At 67.1% G+C, this 15,990-nt stretch carries 19 protein-coding genes and 1 pseudogene; 11 read left to right on the top strand and 9 right to left on the bottom strand.

The genetic code is table 11. The features are described from left to right. Positions 1 to 61: 61 nt before the first annotated feature. Positions 62 to 536, bottom strand: a pseudogene (locus AB0L53_RS12030) (NUDIX domain-containing protein). A 29-nt stretch (positions 537 to 565) separates the two neighbouring features. Then, positions 566 to 805, bottom strand: coding sequence for a winged helix-turn-helix domain-containing protein (locus tag AB0L53_RS12035; protein WP_363992936.1), 240 nt, complete (start codon positions 803 to 805; stop codon positions 566 to 568). Positions 806 to 945: 140 nt separating this feature from the next. Here AB0L53_RS12035 and AB0L53_RS12040 point away from each other — a divergent pair, with 140 nt between their 5' ends. Continuing rightward, a complete protein-coding gene (locus AB0L53_RS12040) occupies positions 946 to 1,155 on the top strand; it encodes a hypothetical protein (RefSeq protein ID WP_358548431.1) in 210 nt (69 codons plus the stop codon). A 285-nt stretch (positions 1,156 to 1,440) separates the two neighbouring features. On the opposite strand, the gene AB0L53_RS12045 is transcribed toward AB0L53_RS12040, so the two are convergent. From AB0L53_RS12045 to AB0L53_RS12055, 3 genes are all read right to left on the bottom strand, one after another. Next, entirely contained in the window at positions 1,441 to 2,007 is a 567-nt protein-coding gene (locus tag AB0L53_RS12045) for a guanylate kinase (protein WP_363992937.1), read from the bottom strand. Further along, positions 2,004 to 2,999, bottom strand: coding sequence for an AAA family ATPase (locus tag AB0L53_RS12050; protein WP_363992938.1), 996 nt, complete (start codon positions 2,997 to 2,999; stop codon positions 2,004 to 2,006). Before AB0L53_RS12050 ends, AB0L53_RS12045 begins: the two co-directional genes overlap by 4 nt. A gap of 280 nt (positions 3,000 to 3,279) precedes the next feature. Next, positions 3,280 to 3,672, bottom strand: coding sequence for a winged helix-turn-helix domain-containing protein (locus AB0L53_RS12055; RefSeq protein ID WP_363992939.1), 393 nt, complete (start codon positions 3,670 to 3,672; stop codon positions 3,280 to 3,282). A gap of 152 nt (positions 3,673 to 3,824) precedes the next feature. Between AB0L53_RS12055 and AB0L53_RS12060 the strand changes: the two genes are divergently transcribed. From AB0L53_RS12060 to AB0L53_RS12100, 9 genes are all read left to right on the top strand, one after another. Then, positions 3,825 to 4,154, top strand: coding sequence for a hypothetical protein (locus tag AB0L53_RS12060; protein ID WP_363992940.1), 330 nt, complete (start codon positions 3,825 to 3,827; stop codon positions 4,152 to 4,154). Then, the gene (locus AB0L53_RS12065; protein WP_363992941.1) at positions 4,147 to 5,481 is read left to right on the top strand and encodes an FtsK/SpoIIIE domain-containing protein; all 1,335 of its coding nucleotides are present in this window, start codon (positions 4,147 to 4,149) and stop codon (positions 5,479 to 5,481) included. The genes AB0L53_RS12060 and AB0L53_RS12065 overlap by 8 nt, the downstream gene beginning before the upstream one ends. Before the next feature lie 27 nt (positions 5,482 to 5,508). Beyond that, positions 5,509 to 6,222 carry a DUF2637 domain-containing protein gene (locus AB0L53_RS12070; RefSeq protein ID WP_363992942.1) on the top strand — a complete coding sequence of 238 codons (714 nt, stop codon included), beginning with the start codon at positions 5,509 to 5,511 and terminating at the stop codon, positions 6,220 to 6,222. Positions 6,223 to 6,235: 13 nt separating this feature from the next. Continuing rightward, positions 6,236 to 6,562, top strand: a complete 327-nt coding sequence (locus tag AB0L53_RS12075; RefSeq protein WP_363992943.1) for a hypothetical protein — start codon at positions 6,236 to 6,238, stop codon at positions 6,560 to 6,562. A gap of 18 nt (positions 6,563 to 6,580) precedes the next feature. Then, entirely contained in the window at positions 6,581 to 6,742 is a 162-nt protein-coding gene (locus AB0L53_RS12080; protein WP_363992944.1) for a hypothetical protein, read from the top strand. Positions 6,743 to 6,989: 247 nt separating this feature from the next. Beyond that, complete coding sequence (locus tag AB0L53_RS12085) at positions 6,990 to 8,297, top strand: replication initiator (RefSeq protein ID WP_363993203.1); 1,308 nt, start codon at positions 6,990 to 6,992, stop codon at positions 8,295 to 8,297. After that, positions 8,294 to 8,470, top strand: coding sequence for a helix-turn-helix domain-containing protein (locus tag AB0L53_RS12090; RefSeq protein WP_358548455.1), 177 nt, complete (start codon positions 8,294 to 8,296; stop codon positions 8,468 to 8,470). Before AB0L53_RS12085 ends, AB0L53_RS12090 begins: the two co-directional genes overlap by 4 nt. 3 nt (positions 8,471 to 8,473) lie before the next feature. Further along, entirely contained in the window at positions 8,474 to 9,793 is a 1,320-nt protein-coding gene (locus AB0L53_RS12095; protein ID WP_363992945.1) for a site-specific integrase, read from the top strand. 104 nt (positions 9,794 to 9,897) lie between these two features. Further along, positions 9,898 to 10,404 (top strand): hypothetical protein, encoded by a 507-nt coding sequence (locus AB0L53_RS12100; RefSeq protein WP_363992946.1) that lies wholly within the window; start codon positions 9,898 to 9,900, stop codon positions 10,402 to 10,404. A 295-nt stretch (positions 10,405 to 10,699) separates the two neighbouring features. On the opposite strand, the gene AB0L53_RS12105 is transcribed toward AB0L53_RS12100, so the two are convergent. After that, positions 10,700 to 11,863, bottom strand: a complete 1,164-nt coding sequence (locus AB0L53_RS12105; protein WP_363992947.1) for an acyl-CoA dehydrogenase family protein — start codon at positions 11,861 to 11,863, stop codon at positions 10,700 to 10,702. A gap of 124 nt (positions 11,864 to 11,987) precedes the next feature. Here AB0L53_RS12105 and AB0L53_RS12110 point away from each other — a divergent pair, with 124 nt between their 5' ends. After that, complete coding sequence (locus tag AB0L53_RS12110; RefSeq protein ID WP_363992948.1) at positions 11,988 to 13,301, top strand: UDP-glucose/GDP-mannose dehydrogenase family protein; 1,314 nt, start codon at positions 11,988 to 11,990, stop codon at positions 13,299 to 13,301. An 80-nt stretch (positions 13,302 to 13,381) separates the two neighbouring features. Here AB0L53_RS12110 and purE read toward each other — a convergent pair whose 3' ends face one another. The 3 genes from purE to AB0L53_RS12125 are packed head-to-tail and all read right to left on the bottom strand — an operon-like array spanning position 13,382 to position 15,962. Then, positions 13,382 to 13,879 (bottom strand): 5-(carboxyamino)imidazole ribonucleotide mutase, encoded by a 498-nt coding sequence (gene purE, locus AB0L53_RS12115; RefSeq protein WP_363992949.1) that lies wholly within the window; start codon positions 13,877 to 13,879, stop codon positions 13,382 to 13,384. Positions 13,880 to 13,907: 28 nt separating this feature from the next. Continuing rightward, positions 13,908 to 15,083, bottom strand: coding sequence for a 5-(carboxyamino)imidazole ribonucleotide synthase (locus AB0L53_RS12120; RefSeq protein ID WP_363992950.1), 1,176 nt, complete (start codon positions 15,081 to 15,083; stop codon positions 13,908 to 13,910). 24 nt (positions 15,084 to 15,107) lie between these two features. After that, positions 15,108 to 15,962 (bottom strand): hypothetical protein, encoded by an 855-nt coding sequence (locus AB0L53_RS12125; protein WP_363992951.1) that lies wholly within the window; start codon positions 15,960 to 15,962, stop codon positions 15,108 to 15,110. Positions 15,963 to 15,990: the final 28 nt, after the last annotated feature.

Below are 15,990 nucleotides of genomic sequence, written 5' to 3' on the forward strand. Positions count from 1 at the left end.
GGAGTCAGTATCGGATGATGCTTGACGTTGGCGCTCGGGGTCGGTGTGGTGGTCTTGTGCTTCAGCCGATGTACGGTTCGTCCCCGTTGAGGTAGTGGTCGATCCGTAGGCGCATTGACCGGTCCATGCGGTACTGCGCTACTTCGCCTCTTGGCACCCATCGGACCTCGCGTGACTCCTGGCTGGGTGTCGGTTCGCCGTTGATGGCTCGGGCCGTCAGGACGATGGAGAACTCATGTCGAACCTCGCCGTTGCTGGTGTAGAGGATGACGTGCTTGGGATCGCTGTAGGTGCCGACGAATCCTGTGATCTCGCAGCTGATTCCGGTCTCTTCCAGGGTTTCCCTGATGGCAGCGGCTGGGATCGACTCGCCGAGGTCGATGGCTCCGCCGGGCAGAGCCCAGTTGCCGTTGTCGGAGCGGCGAATCAACAGGACGTCGCCGGAGGCGTTGGTGACCACGACGATTGGCCGAGGGCGCGAGGCTGTTTGCGGCTGGTGCGTCGGAATCGTTGTAGACGTCGACCCTGCCGGCCATGAGCGCGGGATTAGCCCTGGTAGGAGAGCTCAGGAGTCCGTGGAGTCGGTTGGGCTGACGAAGCTGCCGAGGTTGGGCACGGTGTAGAGCAGGCCTTCTTCGCGGAGTTGGCGGATGGCCTTGCGGATGGTTTCGCGGGCTACGCCGAACTCCTGGACGAGCCGGACTTCGGACACCAGGTACTTGGGCTGGTACTCGCCGCTGGTGATGCGTGTGCGGAGCACGTCGGCGATCTGCTGCCAGCGGGGTCGGTCTGGCTCGAAGTCCATCACGTGTCTAAGGGTAGAAAGGGGGCGCCACCCGCCTTCACTCGCCTCTCGGGATCTATTGGGATCGATCGCCGTCCCCTCGGATCTAATGGGATCCCTAGGGGTAGACAGGCTCACTGTCGCGCTTCTAGCCTGATGCCATGTCGACGCCCACCTATGACCTCGACGCGCTTCGCGTCACGTTCCCTGGCTGGTCGTTCTTCCGCAGCGACGCGGGCGTGTTCTATGCGACCAGGCGTGGGGTGCGGCTGCGTAACGCGGAGATTGACGCGGGTCTCCAGCAGACGGTGAGCGCCGATGATATGGCGACGTTCGTAGCGCTGCTGCAAGAGCAGCGGGCCCGGGGGTGATGTTGTGGCGGCCTCGGAGTTCGTGACGGACTATCACGGCCTGCACACGGCTGCTGCGCAAGCGGAGGCTGAGCGGGTTGCGTGGGAGCGGAGCCTGCCACGTGCCTCGCGGGTGCGGATCCGGGAGCACACCTGTATCTGTCGGTGTCCGGTCTTCGAGCTGTGTACCGCGGGCGGGTTGTGGTTCGTCCGGCGGATTTCTGGTGGACGTCCCTCAGAGGTTGTCGAAAGTACGTGGATGTCCGCCAAGGCCGCCCGAGACCTGTGGTTGCGGATCTTGACTGGTCAGGCCGTATGACTCGGTGCCGGCGCTTGCCAAGCGAAGAAGCCGCTGGCAATGAGCCGTGCCGCCTCCTCAGGTGTCGTCTGGTCGGTGCGGATGCGCAGGGGGAAGATGTCGCCGTCGTGGGCCTGGAGGTCGGACAGCGTTTCGTCCCAGACTCGCAGGCGTTCGCCCGTGTTGTGGTCGCCTCGTTGGTGGGAGCGCTGTTCGCAGATCTCGCGAGGCATCCACAGCAGGGTGACCCACCACGGGTGGGATTCCATGAGGCGCCGGATGTCGGGGACGTTGCCCATGTGGACGATGGGCACCTGCCCGGCCTGTCTCATCTGCTCGACCTGGTGGCGGTCGACGGCATAGGTGTTGCGGTAGCGGTGGGTCTCGACCAGCAGTCGTCCGGTGGCCCGCAGCTCTCCCAGTTGCTCGATGGTGACGAAGTCGTATTCGCTGCCGCGCCGGTTGCCGGCCTTGAGTTTTCGCAGCAGGGTGAAGCGTGGATCGAGTGCGGTCAGGGCGGCGGTGACGGTGCTCTTTCCGCTGGCGGGCGGGCCGTACAGGATGATGCCGATCACGACAAGATCCGCTTCAGCGTCTCGCGGGTCTGGTCGGCGAGGCTGATTGCGGCCCCCAGACGGTTGTCCACGGTGATGTGCGCGGTCGCGGGGCTCGTGTCGGTGGTGATGCCGCTGACGTACGTTTCCCAGTTCTGGAGCTTCCACGTGTCGCGAGGGGCTCCGCGGAACTCGATGTACTCGCGCATGGACGCGACATCGCAGCGGACCCACACGGCTGCCACGTCGATGCCCTTGGCCGCGCACCGGTTGGTCAGCCGTGACACCCAGTCGGGATCGGCGAGTTCGGCGATGAAGGGTGCGGACAGGATGGCTGATGTCCCCACCTTCAGGTTGTCGAACGCGGTCTCCATGAGGCACCGGTACTCCAGCGGCCGGACCTCGCGTAGGTACAACTCGGTGTGCCGGTCATGCGGATCGCCGCCGAGGGAGACGAGTAGCCGTTCGACCATGGCGCGGGTCAGCGAGTCCTTGTCCAGGAATGCCCATCCTGTGATGTCGGACAGGAAGCGGGAGAACTCGGTCTTGCCGCATCCGGCGTAGCCGCCGACGAGGGTGAGGATCGGTTTGGGGCTGCCCTGACCGTGACGGCGTCGCCACGCGTCCACGACGCGATTCAGCAGTGCGTTCTGCTCGCCATTCGAGGGTGCGCCGGAAACTTTGATCAGTGTTTGTTCGATGACCTGGGCGGCGGCTGTGTCCGCGGCGGGGTCGGTGGGGGCAGGCAAATCCGAGATGGAATTTTCCACTTCGGGTATTTCGCCGGGAAGCGGCAGGCGGAAACCAAGGGTCGGCTCATTCGCCTGGTATAGGAGGCAATAGGCGCGTCGGTAGTGAGGTCCTGGATATACCGATCCCTGTTCGTGTGCCCAGAGTGTCTGGAAGTTGGCGGCCGGCGCGGTCAGGCCGTGTCGGTGGGCGACCTGGCGGAGCTGGTCACCTGCGGCTTCGAGGGTGAGGCCGTGCGCTTCGCGGTGCCGGCGCAGGATCACGGGTTGCCATCCGGGGCGGTGAATTGTCTTCATCGCATCCTTTTGCGCGCTTTGAGGGGCAGGCGCGTGTAAGCGCATGTGTAACCGCCGTGCAGGCGGCAATGCAGAAGCTTAGCTAACGCTCCGTGATACTCGACAGTGCGAATTCGCGATGAACTTACGGCATCCCCGCCGGGATAACGACCGACCAGAAAAGGGGTGCCGGGAGTGACCACAAACGAGCGGATTTTGGACGAGCTTCAGGCCATCCGGTCTGAAATGGAGGAGTTGGCCTGCCGGGTCAGCGAGATCGCTTCGGCTCTTGGAACACGGCCTTCTCCAGATCGGCGATCCGGTCTCCGAGAACCGCCATCGTGTGCCGCATCTGAGCGAGCTGCTCCATGACCGCCGACGAGCCGTCCCCCTCATCGCCGGCCCTCGCCTCGACGGCGGCGGCGACCGCGGCGGCGTCCTCGCGGACGAATACGCCCTTGCCCTGCTGGCCCACGATCAGGTTCTCGGTGCGCAGCACGCTGATGGCCGCTTTGACCACGCTGGCGGATACGTCGTAGCGCTGGCAGAGCTGGGCGGTCGACGGCAGAGCGGCACCGGGCGCGAGTGAGCCCGTCCTGATCTGTGTGCGCAGGTCATCGGCTATCTGGAGATAGCCGGGCCGACCGGTCTTCTCGACCATCCAACGCCTTCCGTGGGGTGTGTACCTCCTCCAGTTCAGCACAGCCCACCTGACATGCCAACCAAGTCTGCGTGGAAGCCCTTGACAACTTAGAATCCTAAGCGTTCTATGTATTCATAGAGTGACGTCTCGACTACTCAAAGGAACCGATCATGCGCACCGTCCCCATCCCCGTGGACACCAGCAAGCTCACCATCACCTGCGTGAAGGCCCCGCGGCCTCGCGTGCTCAACCGCGACACCGGCGAGATCAAGACCGACAAGAACGGCAACACCGTCTACGAGGTCACCGTCTCCGTGGAGGACGAGTTCGGCCGGATCGAACTCGTCAAGATCGGCATCACCGGTGAGCCGCCCATCACCGCCGGAGACCCGGTCAACGCGGTCGGCCTGCTCGGCTACGTCTGGGAGATCGCCGGCCGCTGGGGCATCTCCTACCGCGCCACCGCGCTCCTCCCGCTACGGGAGGCCGCCGATGTCTGACCAGCTCATGTCGATGCTCGGAGTCCTGGCCGCTGTCGCGGCCGGGCTCTGGGCCTGGCGCCGCCTCCACTACCCGTCGTTCTGGCTCGTCGTCGGGTTCCCCCTCACAGCGATCAGCGTGCGGGCCTCATGGCGCAAGGTCGCCCTCGGCTGCGGCCTGACCAAGAAGCGGCAGCGCTTCTGGTTCACCACCGTCCCCGGCCTGGTCGCCTCGACCGGCGTCGTCCGGGTACGGCGCAAGTGGCAGCGCATCGCCGTGGACACCAAGCCGTTCATGGGGCTGCCCCTGCCCACCCGGCACGGCTGGCGGGTCACCCTGCACACCCTGGAAGGGCAGATCCCGGCCGACTACGCCGACGTCGCCGAACGGCTGGCGCACTCCTGGGGCGTGCACGCCGTCCGCGTCACCTCCGACAAACCCGGCCGGGTACGCCTGGCCGCGACCATCCGCGACCCGCTGGTCAAGGTCGATGAACTGCCGCCTTCGACCGAACTGCTCAAGATCACCGTGGGCCGTCTGGAGACCGGCCGCCCGTGGGTCGTCGACTTCCGTACGGTGCCGCACTGGCTGAATGCCGGGGCGACGCAGTCGGGCAAGTCCAACCTGGCCAACGCCCTCATCGTCGGCCTGGCGCCGCAGCCGGTGGCGCTGGTCGGGTTTGACCTCAAAGGCGGGGTGGAGTTCACCCCGTACGCTCCCCGCCTGTCCGCGCTCGCGACGAGCAGGGCTGAATGCGGCGGGCTGCTCGATGACCTGGTGACGCTGATGGCCGACCGAATGGGCGTGTGCCGGATGACCGGCGCCCGCAACATCTGGCAACTCCCGCCCACCCTGCGCCCGGTCCCCGTCGTGGTCCTGGTGGACGAGCTGGCCGAGCTCTACCTGATGGCCGACAAGTCCGAGAAAGACGAGATCGCCAAAACCTCCACTGCCCTGCTGCGGGTCGCCCAACTCGGGCGGGCGTTCGGCATCTACCTGTTCTGCTGCGGCCAACGGATCGGCTCCGACCTCGGCCCCGGCGTCACCGCCCTGCGCGCCCAGTGCTCCGGCCGGATCTGCCACCGGGTCAACGACCCCGAAACCGCCACCATGACGCTCGGCGACCTCGACCCCGCTGCGCTGGACTCCGCACGGGCCATCGCCGCCGAGACACCTGGCGTCGCCATCGTCGCCAGCCAAGACGGCCAGTGGTACCGCGCCCGCTCCTTCTACGTCAGCGAGAAAGCGGCCGAACACGCCGCCCACACCCACGCCGACCTCGCCCCAGCCTGGACCGACGTCATGGCCGGCCAGCCATACGAGACGCCCGACCAGCAAACAGCCTGACCGGAACTACTGAGAGGAGGACAGACCATGCGCCACTTCGCCGCCCGACTACTCGACACCGGCCCCATCCTGGTCCTGGCCCTCATCGCTGGAGCCGGATCGTTCACCCACATCCGCGACACCGCCACCGAACACGGCCAGCACGGATGGATGTCCTGGGCCATCGCGGTGTGCATCGACCTGACCTGCGTCATGGCCGCCCGCGAACGCCAACGCGACAAGAAGACCGGCCGCGTCCGGCACGGGCCCGTGTCCTGGCCGGTACTCGTACTGACCGGCGGCATCGTCTTGTCCCTGGCCGCCAACCTGCAACAAGCCGACCCGACCGCCTGGGGCCGAATCACCGCCGCCACCCCAGCCGCCGCCTTCATCGTCGCCATCTCCATGCTGGAGCGTCGCGCCACCACAGCCCCTCCCGAGCCGCCCTCGGACGTCACGCAGACGCCCCCGCCCTGGACGACGGCGTCCCCGCCCGTCCCGGAGCGTCCCCAAGCCGTCCCGCAAGCCGACCGGCCCGCGCTCATCCCCGGCCACGACAACGACAACGACCAGGACGGCCCCTCCGGCGACGGCCCCGCTCCTGACCCCGCGTTGGTCGACTACGCCCGCCGCGTCGCCGGCGAACACCACACCACCCACGGCAAGCCCATCACCCGCGACCAGCTCCGCGCCCGCCTGGGCGTGTCCAGCCAACTCGCCGCGGACCTGCTCCACACCCTCGGCACCACCGACATCCACTGAAAGAGAGAACCCCATGCCCGTCGCACACCCGCGTCTTCACCTCATCATCGGCCTGCACGCTCTGGCCGGATTCCTGGAGGTACGCCCCGACATCCCCACCCCCGACGGGGTCATCGTCCACCACTTCATCCCGCGAGCCGACGACGCCGACATGCGCGCCGGAATCGAACACCTCGCCGCCCTGCTCGGCACGCCTGTCGACAGCGACGGCGGCCACGTGACGACCTCCCTGACCTTCGGCCCCGTGGAATACCGCGCCGTGGCCATCCTGTCCGCCGCCCGCGCCCGCTACGCCGCCCACGACAGCTACCGCGGCTGCGTCACACCCGACACCCACTGAACCAAGGAGAACCCGACCATGCGCCTCCGCCTCGAAGGAAACCGCGCCGAAATCACCCTCGGCATGATCCACCTGCGCGAAGCGTTCACCGTCACCGCGATGTCACGCGCCTACCCCGCCCGCTCCCGCCCGCACACCTACCGCGTCTACGTCCACATCATCCCGCGCAAGGACCACTGACCCATGGACGCCGCACTCGCCCACTACCGCTGCTGCACCTGCAACGGCACCGGCCTCACCGACGACCAGAACTGCGCCGACTGCCACGGCAGCGGCATCGACAACCACGGCGCATAGCCGCAAGCGCCCCCCGCCTGGCCACACATCCGCCAAGATCCGCGCCAGGCCGGAGGCCATCCCACCAGCGTCACTGGATAGGACGTAACCCATCGTGCCCCACCTTGCCCACAGCCATGCCGTCGCCGGAATGATCGACCGGCTCAACCAACCCGACTACGACCGCTGGGCCAGCCAGATCAAGCGCACCGGCGGCTGCCGACAGCCCATCCACCTACGCGGCAAGGTCGAACACTACGACCAGGCCACCGGCCACCTCCTGCACCGCTACAGCACCACCACCGAACCCAACGGCATCCTGCGCGTCCCGTGCAAGACCCGCCGCGCCTCCCGCTGCCCGGCCTGCGCCGAGGTCTACCGGGCCGACACCTACCAGCTCGTACGCGCCGGCCTCATCGGCGGCAAAGGCGTGCCCGACACCGTCAGCAGCCACCCGTGCCTGTTCATCACCCTCACCGCACCCTCCTTCGGAGCAGTCCACACCCGGCGGGAGAAGAACGGCAAGGTCCTGCCCTGCCACGCCCGCCGCGACGCCCAGACCTGCCCACACGGGCAAGTGATGTCCTGCACCGACCGGCACAGCCCCGACGACCCACGGCTCGGCGAACCGCTGTGCCCCGACTGCTACGACTACGACGGCTCAGTTCTGTTCAACGCCATCAGCCCGGAGCTGTGGCGCCGCTTCACGCTCGCCCTGCGCCACCGCTTCGCCAAGCTCAACGGCCTGACCGTCAAGGCCCTGCGCGAACACGTCACCATCGCCTTCGCCAAGGTCGCCGAATACCAGCGACGTGGCGTCGTCCACTTCCACGCCGTCATCCGTCTCGACGGACCCGACGGCCCCACCTCACCACCACCGACCTGGGCAACAGCCGATGCTCTGACCCAAGCCGTCCAGCACGCGGCAGCAGCCGTGACAGCGGAGGTCAAACCGCTCAGCCGCACCTTCCAGTGGGGCACCCAACTCGACGTCCGCCGCATCACCATGGACGGCGATCTCACCGAACAGGCAGTCGCCGCCTACATCGCCAAATATGCAACAAAGGCCGCCGAATGCGTCGGCACCCTGGACCGCCGCATCCAACCCCTCGACAACCTCGACGCCCTACCAATCCGCGACCACGCCCGCCGACTCATCACCGCCTGCATGCGCCTGGGCGAGCACCCCGGCCTGGCCGACCTGCGGCTCACTCACTGGGCTCACATGCTCGGCTTCCGCGGCCACTTCTCCACCAAGAGTCGTCACTACTCCACCACGCTCGGCGCGCTCCGCGCCGCACGCGAAGAACACATGCGCACCGAACAGATCACCACCGGACGGCTCCCGCTCTTCGACGAGGACACCGTCCTCGTCGTCACCCACTGGCAGTACTCCGGGCAAGGGCTGTCCCTCGGTGAGGCGATCCTCGCTGCGGCGATCGAGGGAGGTTATCGATGAACGCCCTACACAAGCTCTGGACGGTCGAAGACGTGTCCACCTTCCTCGGTGTTCCGATCGCGACGCTCTACCAGTGGCGACACCACAGGACGGGTCCGAGAGGCCGCAAGATCGGCCGACACCTGCGCTACATGCCCGAGGACGTCATGTCTTGGGTCCAGGACCAGGAGTAGCCCATGGCCTTCGTCAAGGACCTGTGGACCAAGACAGTCCGGAACCCGGACGGCAAGCCGCAGAAGGTCAAGACCACGCGCCATGGCAAAGGCAAGCGCTGGCTCGCCGTCTGGGTGGACCCCGATGGTAACGAGCGCTCGACCGCGTACGACCGCAAGGCCGACGCCGAGCGAAAGATCGCCACCATGGGCGCCGACATCGCCCGTGGCGACTACATCGACCCAAACGCCGGCAAGGTGCTCTTCGCCGACCTCGCCGAACGCTGGCTCGCCTCCCGCATCGTGGACCCATCAACGAAGATCAGATACGAGTACATCCACCGCCTGCACGTCGCCCCGACCTACGCCAAGCGCCAGGTGAAGAGCATCAAGCCATCCCAGATCCAGGCGTGGATCAGTGACCTCAGCAGCCGTTTCGGGACCTCGACCGTACAGACGGCCTTTCTGGTCCTTCAGGGCATTCTCGACCTGGCCGTCGCCGACGAGGCGATCAAGCGAAGTCCCGCCAAGTCGCCGATCGTCCAGGTGCCGAAGCGCACCACCGAAGAGATCACGGCGTGGTCGGACGAACGGGTCCACGCCCTGATCGACGCTCACCCCGCCCTCTTCCGTCTGCTCCCGATGCTCGGAGCCGCATGCGGGCTACGGCAGGGTGAATTGTTCGGCTTGGCCCTCGAAGACATCGACTTCGAGGAGCGCCTTCTCCGTGTACGACGGCAGATCAAGAAGTTGGGAGCCGACCACGTCTTCGCCCTGCCGAAGAACGACCGTGAGCGCGTCGTACCGCTGCCTGGCTGGGCGGCCGAGGCCATCAAACGGCACGTCTCGACCTATCCCCCGCTGGCCTGCTCGCTGCCCTGGGAGAGGGTGGACGGCCAGCTCCGTACGCACAACCTGCTGTTCCGCTGGACGGACGACTGCTTCATCAAGGCCAGAAGCTACAGCGAAACCATCTGGAAGCCCGCCCTTGTGGAAGCGGGCGTGATCCCGGCACCGGACAAGGACACCCGCCAGCGAAGCCGCTACGTCACTTCCCGCAAAGAGGGACTGCACCAGCTCCGGCACTACTACGCCAGTGTCATGCTGGCCGGCGGCGTCTCGGTCAAAGAGCTCGCCGATTACCTAGGCCACGCAGACCCAGGGTTCACCCTCCGCGTGTACGCGCACTTGGTGCCCGGTTCTCACGAACGAGCCCGCAAGGCGATCGATGATCGCTTGCTCAACCCCGGGCTACCAGAGTTATCCAATACGGCGTATAAAGACACCGAGGCGGATCGCCCAAGGGATCCGCCAAGTCTGCACGACCCAGTGAGACCAGGGTGACGCCCGTGAAACAGGCCAATGAACGGAGCCTCACAGGCAGATAAGCATCGACGACCACCGACCGGTTCCCAAACCCCGAGCGATATGCACACGCGAGGATCACCATGTCGGAGTTTTGGGCGGCGCTAGAAGCCATCAGTACCGCGATAGGCACACTAGTGGTTATCGCCGCTTGCGTTTACGCTGGCAAACAGGTACGAGAAGCGCGACAAGTAAGACATGTGACGCTGCTCCTAGCCTTTCAGCAGAGCTACCATTCGATCGAGTCTCGCGAATTTCGCCGAAAACTGATTTCCGGAGCTTTTGGCGATCCCGACCACTTCGACCCTGAAGATCTTCAAGAAGACGATCTTCACAGGTTTTGGCAGCTACACGACCAATTGGAGGTCCTGGGAGTCCTGACCAAACGAAAATTGATCGACTTCGAGTTGGTGTTGGCAAGTTTCCACAGGTCACCCCCCATGGTCTGGAACTCTATCAGTCCATATATCAAGAAGAGGCGCCAGTCGATCACACCACTCGAAAGCGTCCACTTCGAGTATCTGGTCAAGAGATACGAGGCATCAGAATACCTGGTGCCCGGCTATTGGAGCAGGATAAGCAAAGTCTGACTTCGCAAGTACGGTGAGGCAGCATCGCCTTCGCATGGACGGGGGCCAACCGACTCGCCCTGACCCGCCCTCACGTCAACCTCGTGCGGCCGAAGTCTCAGCCGAGCGTCCTTCTCACGCCGGCCGCGCACCATGCTTCTCAGATCACCCACACCCTGCGAGCAGCAGCGATCACCTGGCCGACGTGCGCGAGATCTGACGGAACAGCCACGGAACAGTGATCGTTCAGCGTGAACCCAGCAGTAGCCAACCCCGCCTTGCAAGCCCAGCAGGCGGGGTCTTCGCTGGTCATCCCTTACTTCAGCAACTGTCGGGCCATCACCATGCGCTGGATCTGGTTGGTGCCCTCGTAGATTTGGGTGATCTTGGCGTCGCGCATCATTCGTTCCACCGGGAAGTCTCGCGTGTACCCGTACCCGCCCAGCAACTGCACCGCATCAGTGGTGATCTCCATTGCCGCGTCCGATGCCGCGCACTTCGCGGCGCTCGACAGGAACGTGAGGTCCTTCTGGGGCCGGCCGTGCATGGCCAGTTCGGACTTGGCCGCCGCGTGGTACGTCAGCTGCCGCGCCGCCTCCAGTTTCATCGCCATGTCCGCGACCATGAACTGCAGTCCCTGGAAGTCCGCGATCGGCCGGCCGAACTGCTTGCGTTCCTTGATGTACCCGATGGCGTAGTCCAGCGCCCCCTGCGCGATTCCCAGGGCCTGGGCGGCGATGGTGATGCGGGTGTGGTCGAGGGTCGCCAGGGCGGTCTTGAAGCCGGTGCCCGGGTCGCCGATCATGCGGGAGGTGGGGATGCGGACGTTCTCCAGGATCACCTGGCGGGTGGGCGAGCCCTTGATCCCCAGCTTCTTCTCCTTTGGCCCGAAAGAGACGCCTTCGTCGGATTTTTCCACGATAAATGCGGAAATGCCGCGAGGGCCGGCTGTCGGGTCCGTGACCGCCATCAGCGTGTAGTACTCCGAGACGCCCGCGTTCGTGATCCACATTTTTGTGCCGTTGAGCACATAGTGGTCGCCGTCCAGCACCGCCCGGGTGCGCATGGCCGCGGCGTCCGAGCCGGCCTCCCCCTCAGAGAGCGCGTACGAGAACATCGCGTCCCCCCGCGCCACCGGCGCCAGGTAACGGGCCTTGAGGTCGGCCGAGGCCGACAGCAGCAGGGGCACCGTGCCGAGTTTGTTCACCGCCGGGATGAGCGAGGACGACGCGCAGGCGCGGGCCACCTCCTCGATCACGATCACCGTGGCCAGCGCGTCCGCCCCAGCGCCCCCGTACTCCTCCGGTACGTGAACGGCGTGCAGGTCGGCCGCCACGAGCGCCTTGTAGACGTCCCAGGGGAACTCCTCGGTCTCGTCCGTCTCGGCGGCGCGCGGGGCGATCTTCTCGTCAGCGAGGGCTCGGATCGTCTCCCGGAGCATGTCGTGCTCTTCGGCGGGCGCGTACAAAGGGAAGTCCATGGCGAAATACTAGGACGTCCGACCATCTTGTTACTAGGCGGTACAGTTTGCGGAAATGCCCAGGTGGCACAGAACGAGGTAGCGCGGGCCGGTAACATGCCTGGCACTCGAAAGGAGCTCTCTCGTGCCATATCGCCTCACGGTGATCGGGACCGGATACCTGGGCATCACGCATGCGTCCTGCATGGCGGATCTAGGATTCGACGTCCTGGGCCTCGATATAGACGCCGACAAGGTTCGCCGGCTCAACAGCGGTGAGCTCCCGATCCACGAACCGGGGCTCGAACCCGTTCTCCGCCGTGGACTCGACTCCGGCCGCCTTCGCTTCACCACCTCCTACGAGGAGGCGGCGGCCTTCGGCGACGTGCACTTCGTCTGTGTGGGCACGCCACAGAAGCGCGGCGAGTACGCCGCCGACGTCTCCTACATGGACAGCGCCATCGAGTCGCTGGCCCCGCACCTCGACCGCGAGTGCCTGGTGGTGGGCAAGTCGACGGTGCCGGTGGGCACCGCGGAGCGGCTCGCCGACAAGCTGGCCCGGCTCGCCCCGGCCGGAGCCGAGGTCGAGCTCGCCTGGAACCCCGAGTTCCTGCGTGAGGGTTTTGCCGTAGAGGACACGCTCAAGCCCGACCGCATCGTGATCGGCGTGCGTTCCGAGCGGGCGGAGAAGGTGCTGCGCGACGTCTACCAACCGCTCGGGGAGATCCCGATGGTGGTCACCGACTTCGCGACGTCCGAGCTGGTCAAGACGGCCGCCAACGCGTTCCTCGCCACCAAGATCTCCTTCATCAACGCGATGGCCGAGGTCTGCGAGGCCGCCCACGCCGACGTCACAAAGCTGTCGGAGGCGCTGTCGTACGACGACCGCATCGGCGGCCGGTACCTCAACGCCGGGCTCGGGTTCGGCGGCGGCTGCCTGCCCAAGGACATCCGCGCGTTCATGGCGCGGGCGGGCGAGCTGGGCGCGGATCAGGCGCTGACGTTCCTGCGCGAGGTCGACGCGATCAACCTGCGCCGCCGCGCCCGCATGGTCGACCTGGCCCGCGAGCTGGCGGGCGGTTCCTTCCACGGATGTACGGTCGGCGTGCTCGGCGCCGCCTTCAAGCCGAACTCCGACGACATCCGCGACTCCCCCGCGCTCGACGTGGCCGTCACGATCGGCCAGCAGGGCGGCCAGGTGACCGTGTACGACCCGATCGCCCTGGACAACGCCCGAAAGGCGCACCCCGAGCTGCACTACGGCGAATCGGCTCTGGAGGCCGTCCGAGGGGCACATGTGGTGCTGCTGCTCACGGAGTGGCCGGAATTCGTCGACCTGGACCCGGAGGAGCTCGGCCAGGTGGTCGCGGCCCGCCGCATCGTCGACGGCCGCAACGCCCTGAACACCGAAACCTGGCGCTCGGCCGGCTGGCACTACCGCGCCCTGGGCCGCCCCTAAAGCACCGTAAAGCACCACAAAGCATCAAGACCACGCTCGCCGGCCGAAAGGCAGCTGCCCAACGGCCGGCCAGCGAGGTACTAACCGCCCAGCCGAGCCGCTTCGGCGCGCAGGCGTTCGCCCTTGGCGTGGGCCTGTTCCTTCAGCTCGCCCTGGAACTTCTCCATGCGTTCCCGCAGCTCAGGGTCAGACACCCCCAAGATGCGTACGGCCAGCAGCCCCGCGTTACGCGCACCACCCACCGCCACAGTGGCCACCGGCACCCCGGCCGGCATCTGGACGATCGACAGCAGCGAGTCCATCCCGTCCAGGTACTTCAGGGGCACCGGCACCCCGATCACCGGCAGCGGCGTCACCGAGGCCAGCATCCCTGGCAGGTGGGCCGCGCCCCCCGCGCCGGCGATGATGACCTTGACGCCGCGCGCCGCGGCCTGACGGCCGTACTCGATCATCTCGGTCGGCATCCGGTGCGCGGAGACCACGTCGGCCTCGAACGGCACGCCGAACTCCGCCACCGCCTCAGCCGCGGCCTTCATCACCGGCCAGTCGGAGTCACTGCCCATCACAATGCCGATCATCGCGATGCCCCCCATGCCCACAGAGATCTCACGTGTACTCCCCAGTGGTCAGATAGACGGCGGCGTGCCTGGCACGGGCGCGTACGGTCTCGAGGTCGTCGCCCACAGCGGTCACGTGGCCGATCTTGCGGCCGGGCCGGACCTCTTTGCCGTAGAAGTGCAGTTTGATGCCGGGGTCGTGAGCCATCACGTGCTCGTACCGCTTGAACAGGTCGGGGTCGTCGCCACCGAGCAGGTTGGCCATGACGACGACGGGCGCGCTCATCGACGGCGAGCCGAGCGGCAGGTCGAGCACGGCCCGCAGGTGCTGCTCGAACTGCGAAGTGCGAGAGCCGTCGATCGTCCAGTGGCCGCTGTTGTGCGGCCGCATGGCCAGCTCGTTGACCAGCAGCCCGTCGGCCGTCTGGAACATCTCCACGGCCAGCAGCCCGGTCACGCCCAGCTCGTGCGCGATCTGCAACGCGATCCGCTGGGCCTCGGCGGCCTCCTCCGGGTCGAGGCCGGGGGCGGGCGCGAGCACCTCGACGCAGATCCCGTCCTGCTGCACGGTCTCCACGACCGGGTAGCTGACGCCCTGTCCGTGGGGCGAGCGGGCGACGAGTACAGCCAGTTCCCGCTCGAACGGCACGAACGCCTCGACCATCATCGGCACACCACTACTCAGGGCCTCCGCGACCTCGGCGGGAGTCCGGCAGACCCACACTCCGCGCCCGTCGTAGCCGCCCCTGATCGCCTTCAGCACGACCGGCCACCCGTGCTCGGCGGCGAAGGCGGAGACGTCCTCAACGCCCTCGGCGGCGGACGCCGAAGCGCCGCCCGACACGCGGGCCCAGGCCGGACAGGGCGCACCGAACGAGGTCAGCCGCTCGCGCATCACAGCCTTGTCCTGGGCGTGCACCAGCGCGTCGGCCCCGGGCCGCACCGCGTAGCCCTCGGCGGCCAGCGCCCTGATGTGCTCGGTCGGCACGTGCTCGTGGTCGAACGTGATCGCGTGACAGCCCGTGGCGAACTCGCGCAGGTCGGCCAGCTCGCGGTAGTCGCCGAGTCGCGTGTCGACGATGACCCTGGCGGCGCTCTCGTCAGAGGTGTTGGCCAGCACCCGCAACTCGACGCCCAGCGCGATGGCGGACTGCTGCGTCATCCTGGCCAGCTGGCCGGCGCCGACCATGCCGACGACCGGCCCGATAGGACTGTTTGCACTCACGCCAGCTGAGCTTACCCAACCCGCTCAGGCGGGGCCGCGCCGCACGCCGACCGTGGTCAGGCCCTCCGCCGCCTTGATGACGCCGGCCAGGACGATGATCTCGGCCTCCTTCTTCAGCGGGTGGGCCAGGGCCGACGCGCCCGCCTTCGGGCGCTGCCGGTAGACGACGCGCAGCGCGTCGAAGGCGAGCATGGTGTCGGCCGACAGGGGGAGCGCCATCGTGGGCTGTTCGGGCAGCTCGACGTCGATGTCGAGCCGGTCCGGCCGTACCCGCCCGGGAAGCGCGGCCAGCTCGTCCCGCAGGCCGCGTACGGGATCCCCTGCCGGGAAGCGCACGCCCGCCACCCCGGCCGGGTCGGTGAGGTAGGTGAGGTGACGCTGCGCCACCACGCGGGCCTGGCTGATCAGCCCCGCGTCGGGGGTGATGGTGGTCGGCGTCTCCGGAGCCGCCCCACGTGCGGGGATGGGTCCCGCGCCGAGCCGCCAGCGTCCGCCTTCGCGCAGGAACACGAAGTACGCCGGTGACGGCTTGCTCGCCAGGGCGGCGAACCAGTCGCCCTCGCCGGGCAGGAAGAAGCTGGGCTCGCTGTAGAGAGCCGGGCGGCCGTTCCGGGTCGCCTCACAGGCACGACCGCCCAGCGTCCTCTCCACCCACGTGGTCAGGTCGGCGACGGCGGCGCAGTCCCGCCGCTTCCATGCCTGGTCGAGCTGGCCGAGCAGCTGGAACGCCTGTTCGGCCGTCGCCGTGTCGACGCTGTGGGCGGCCGCCGGAGCGGAGGTCGGATCCTCGGGGGGCGCCACCGTGGCGACGCCTGTGGTGCCGCAACCGGCCGCCATGACGGTCAGGCCGACGAGCAGGACGAGCAGTCGAAACGGCACAGGTGAACCCCGAGGGTCGTGGCCGTCT

Origin of the sequence: Nonomuraea sp. NPDC052129 (genome assembly GCF_040680095.1) — a bacterium.
Lineage (GTDB): Bacteria > Actinomycetota > Actinomycetes > Streptosporangiales > Streptosporangiaceae > Nonomuraea.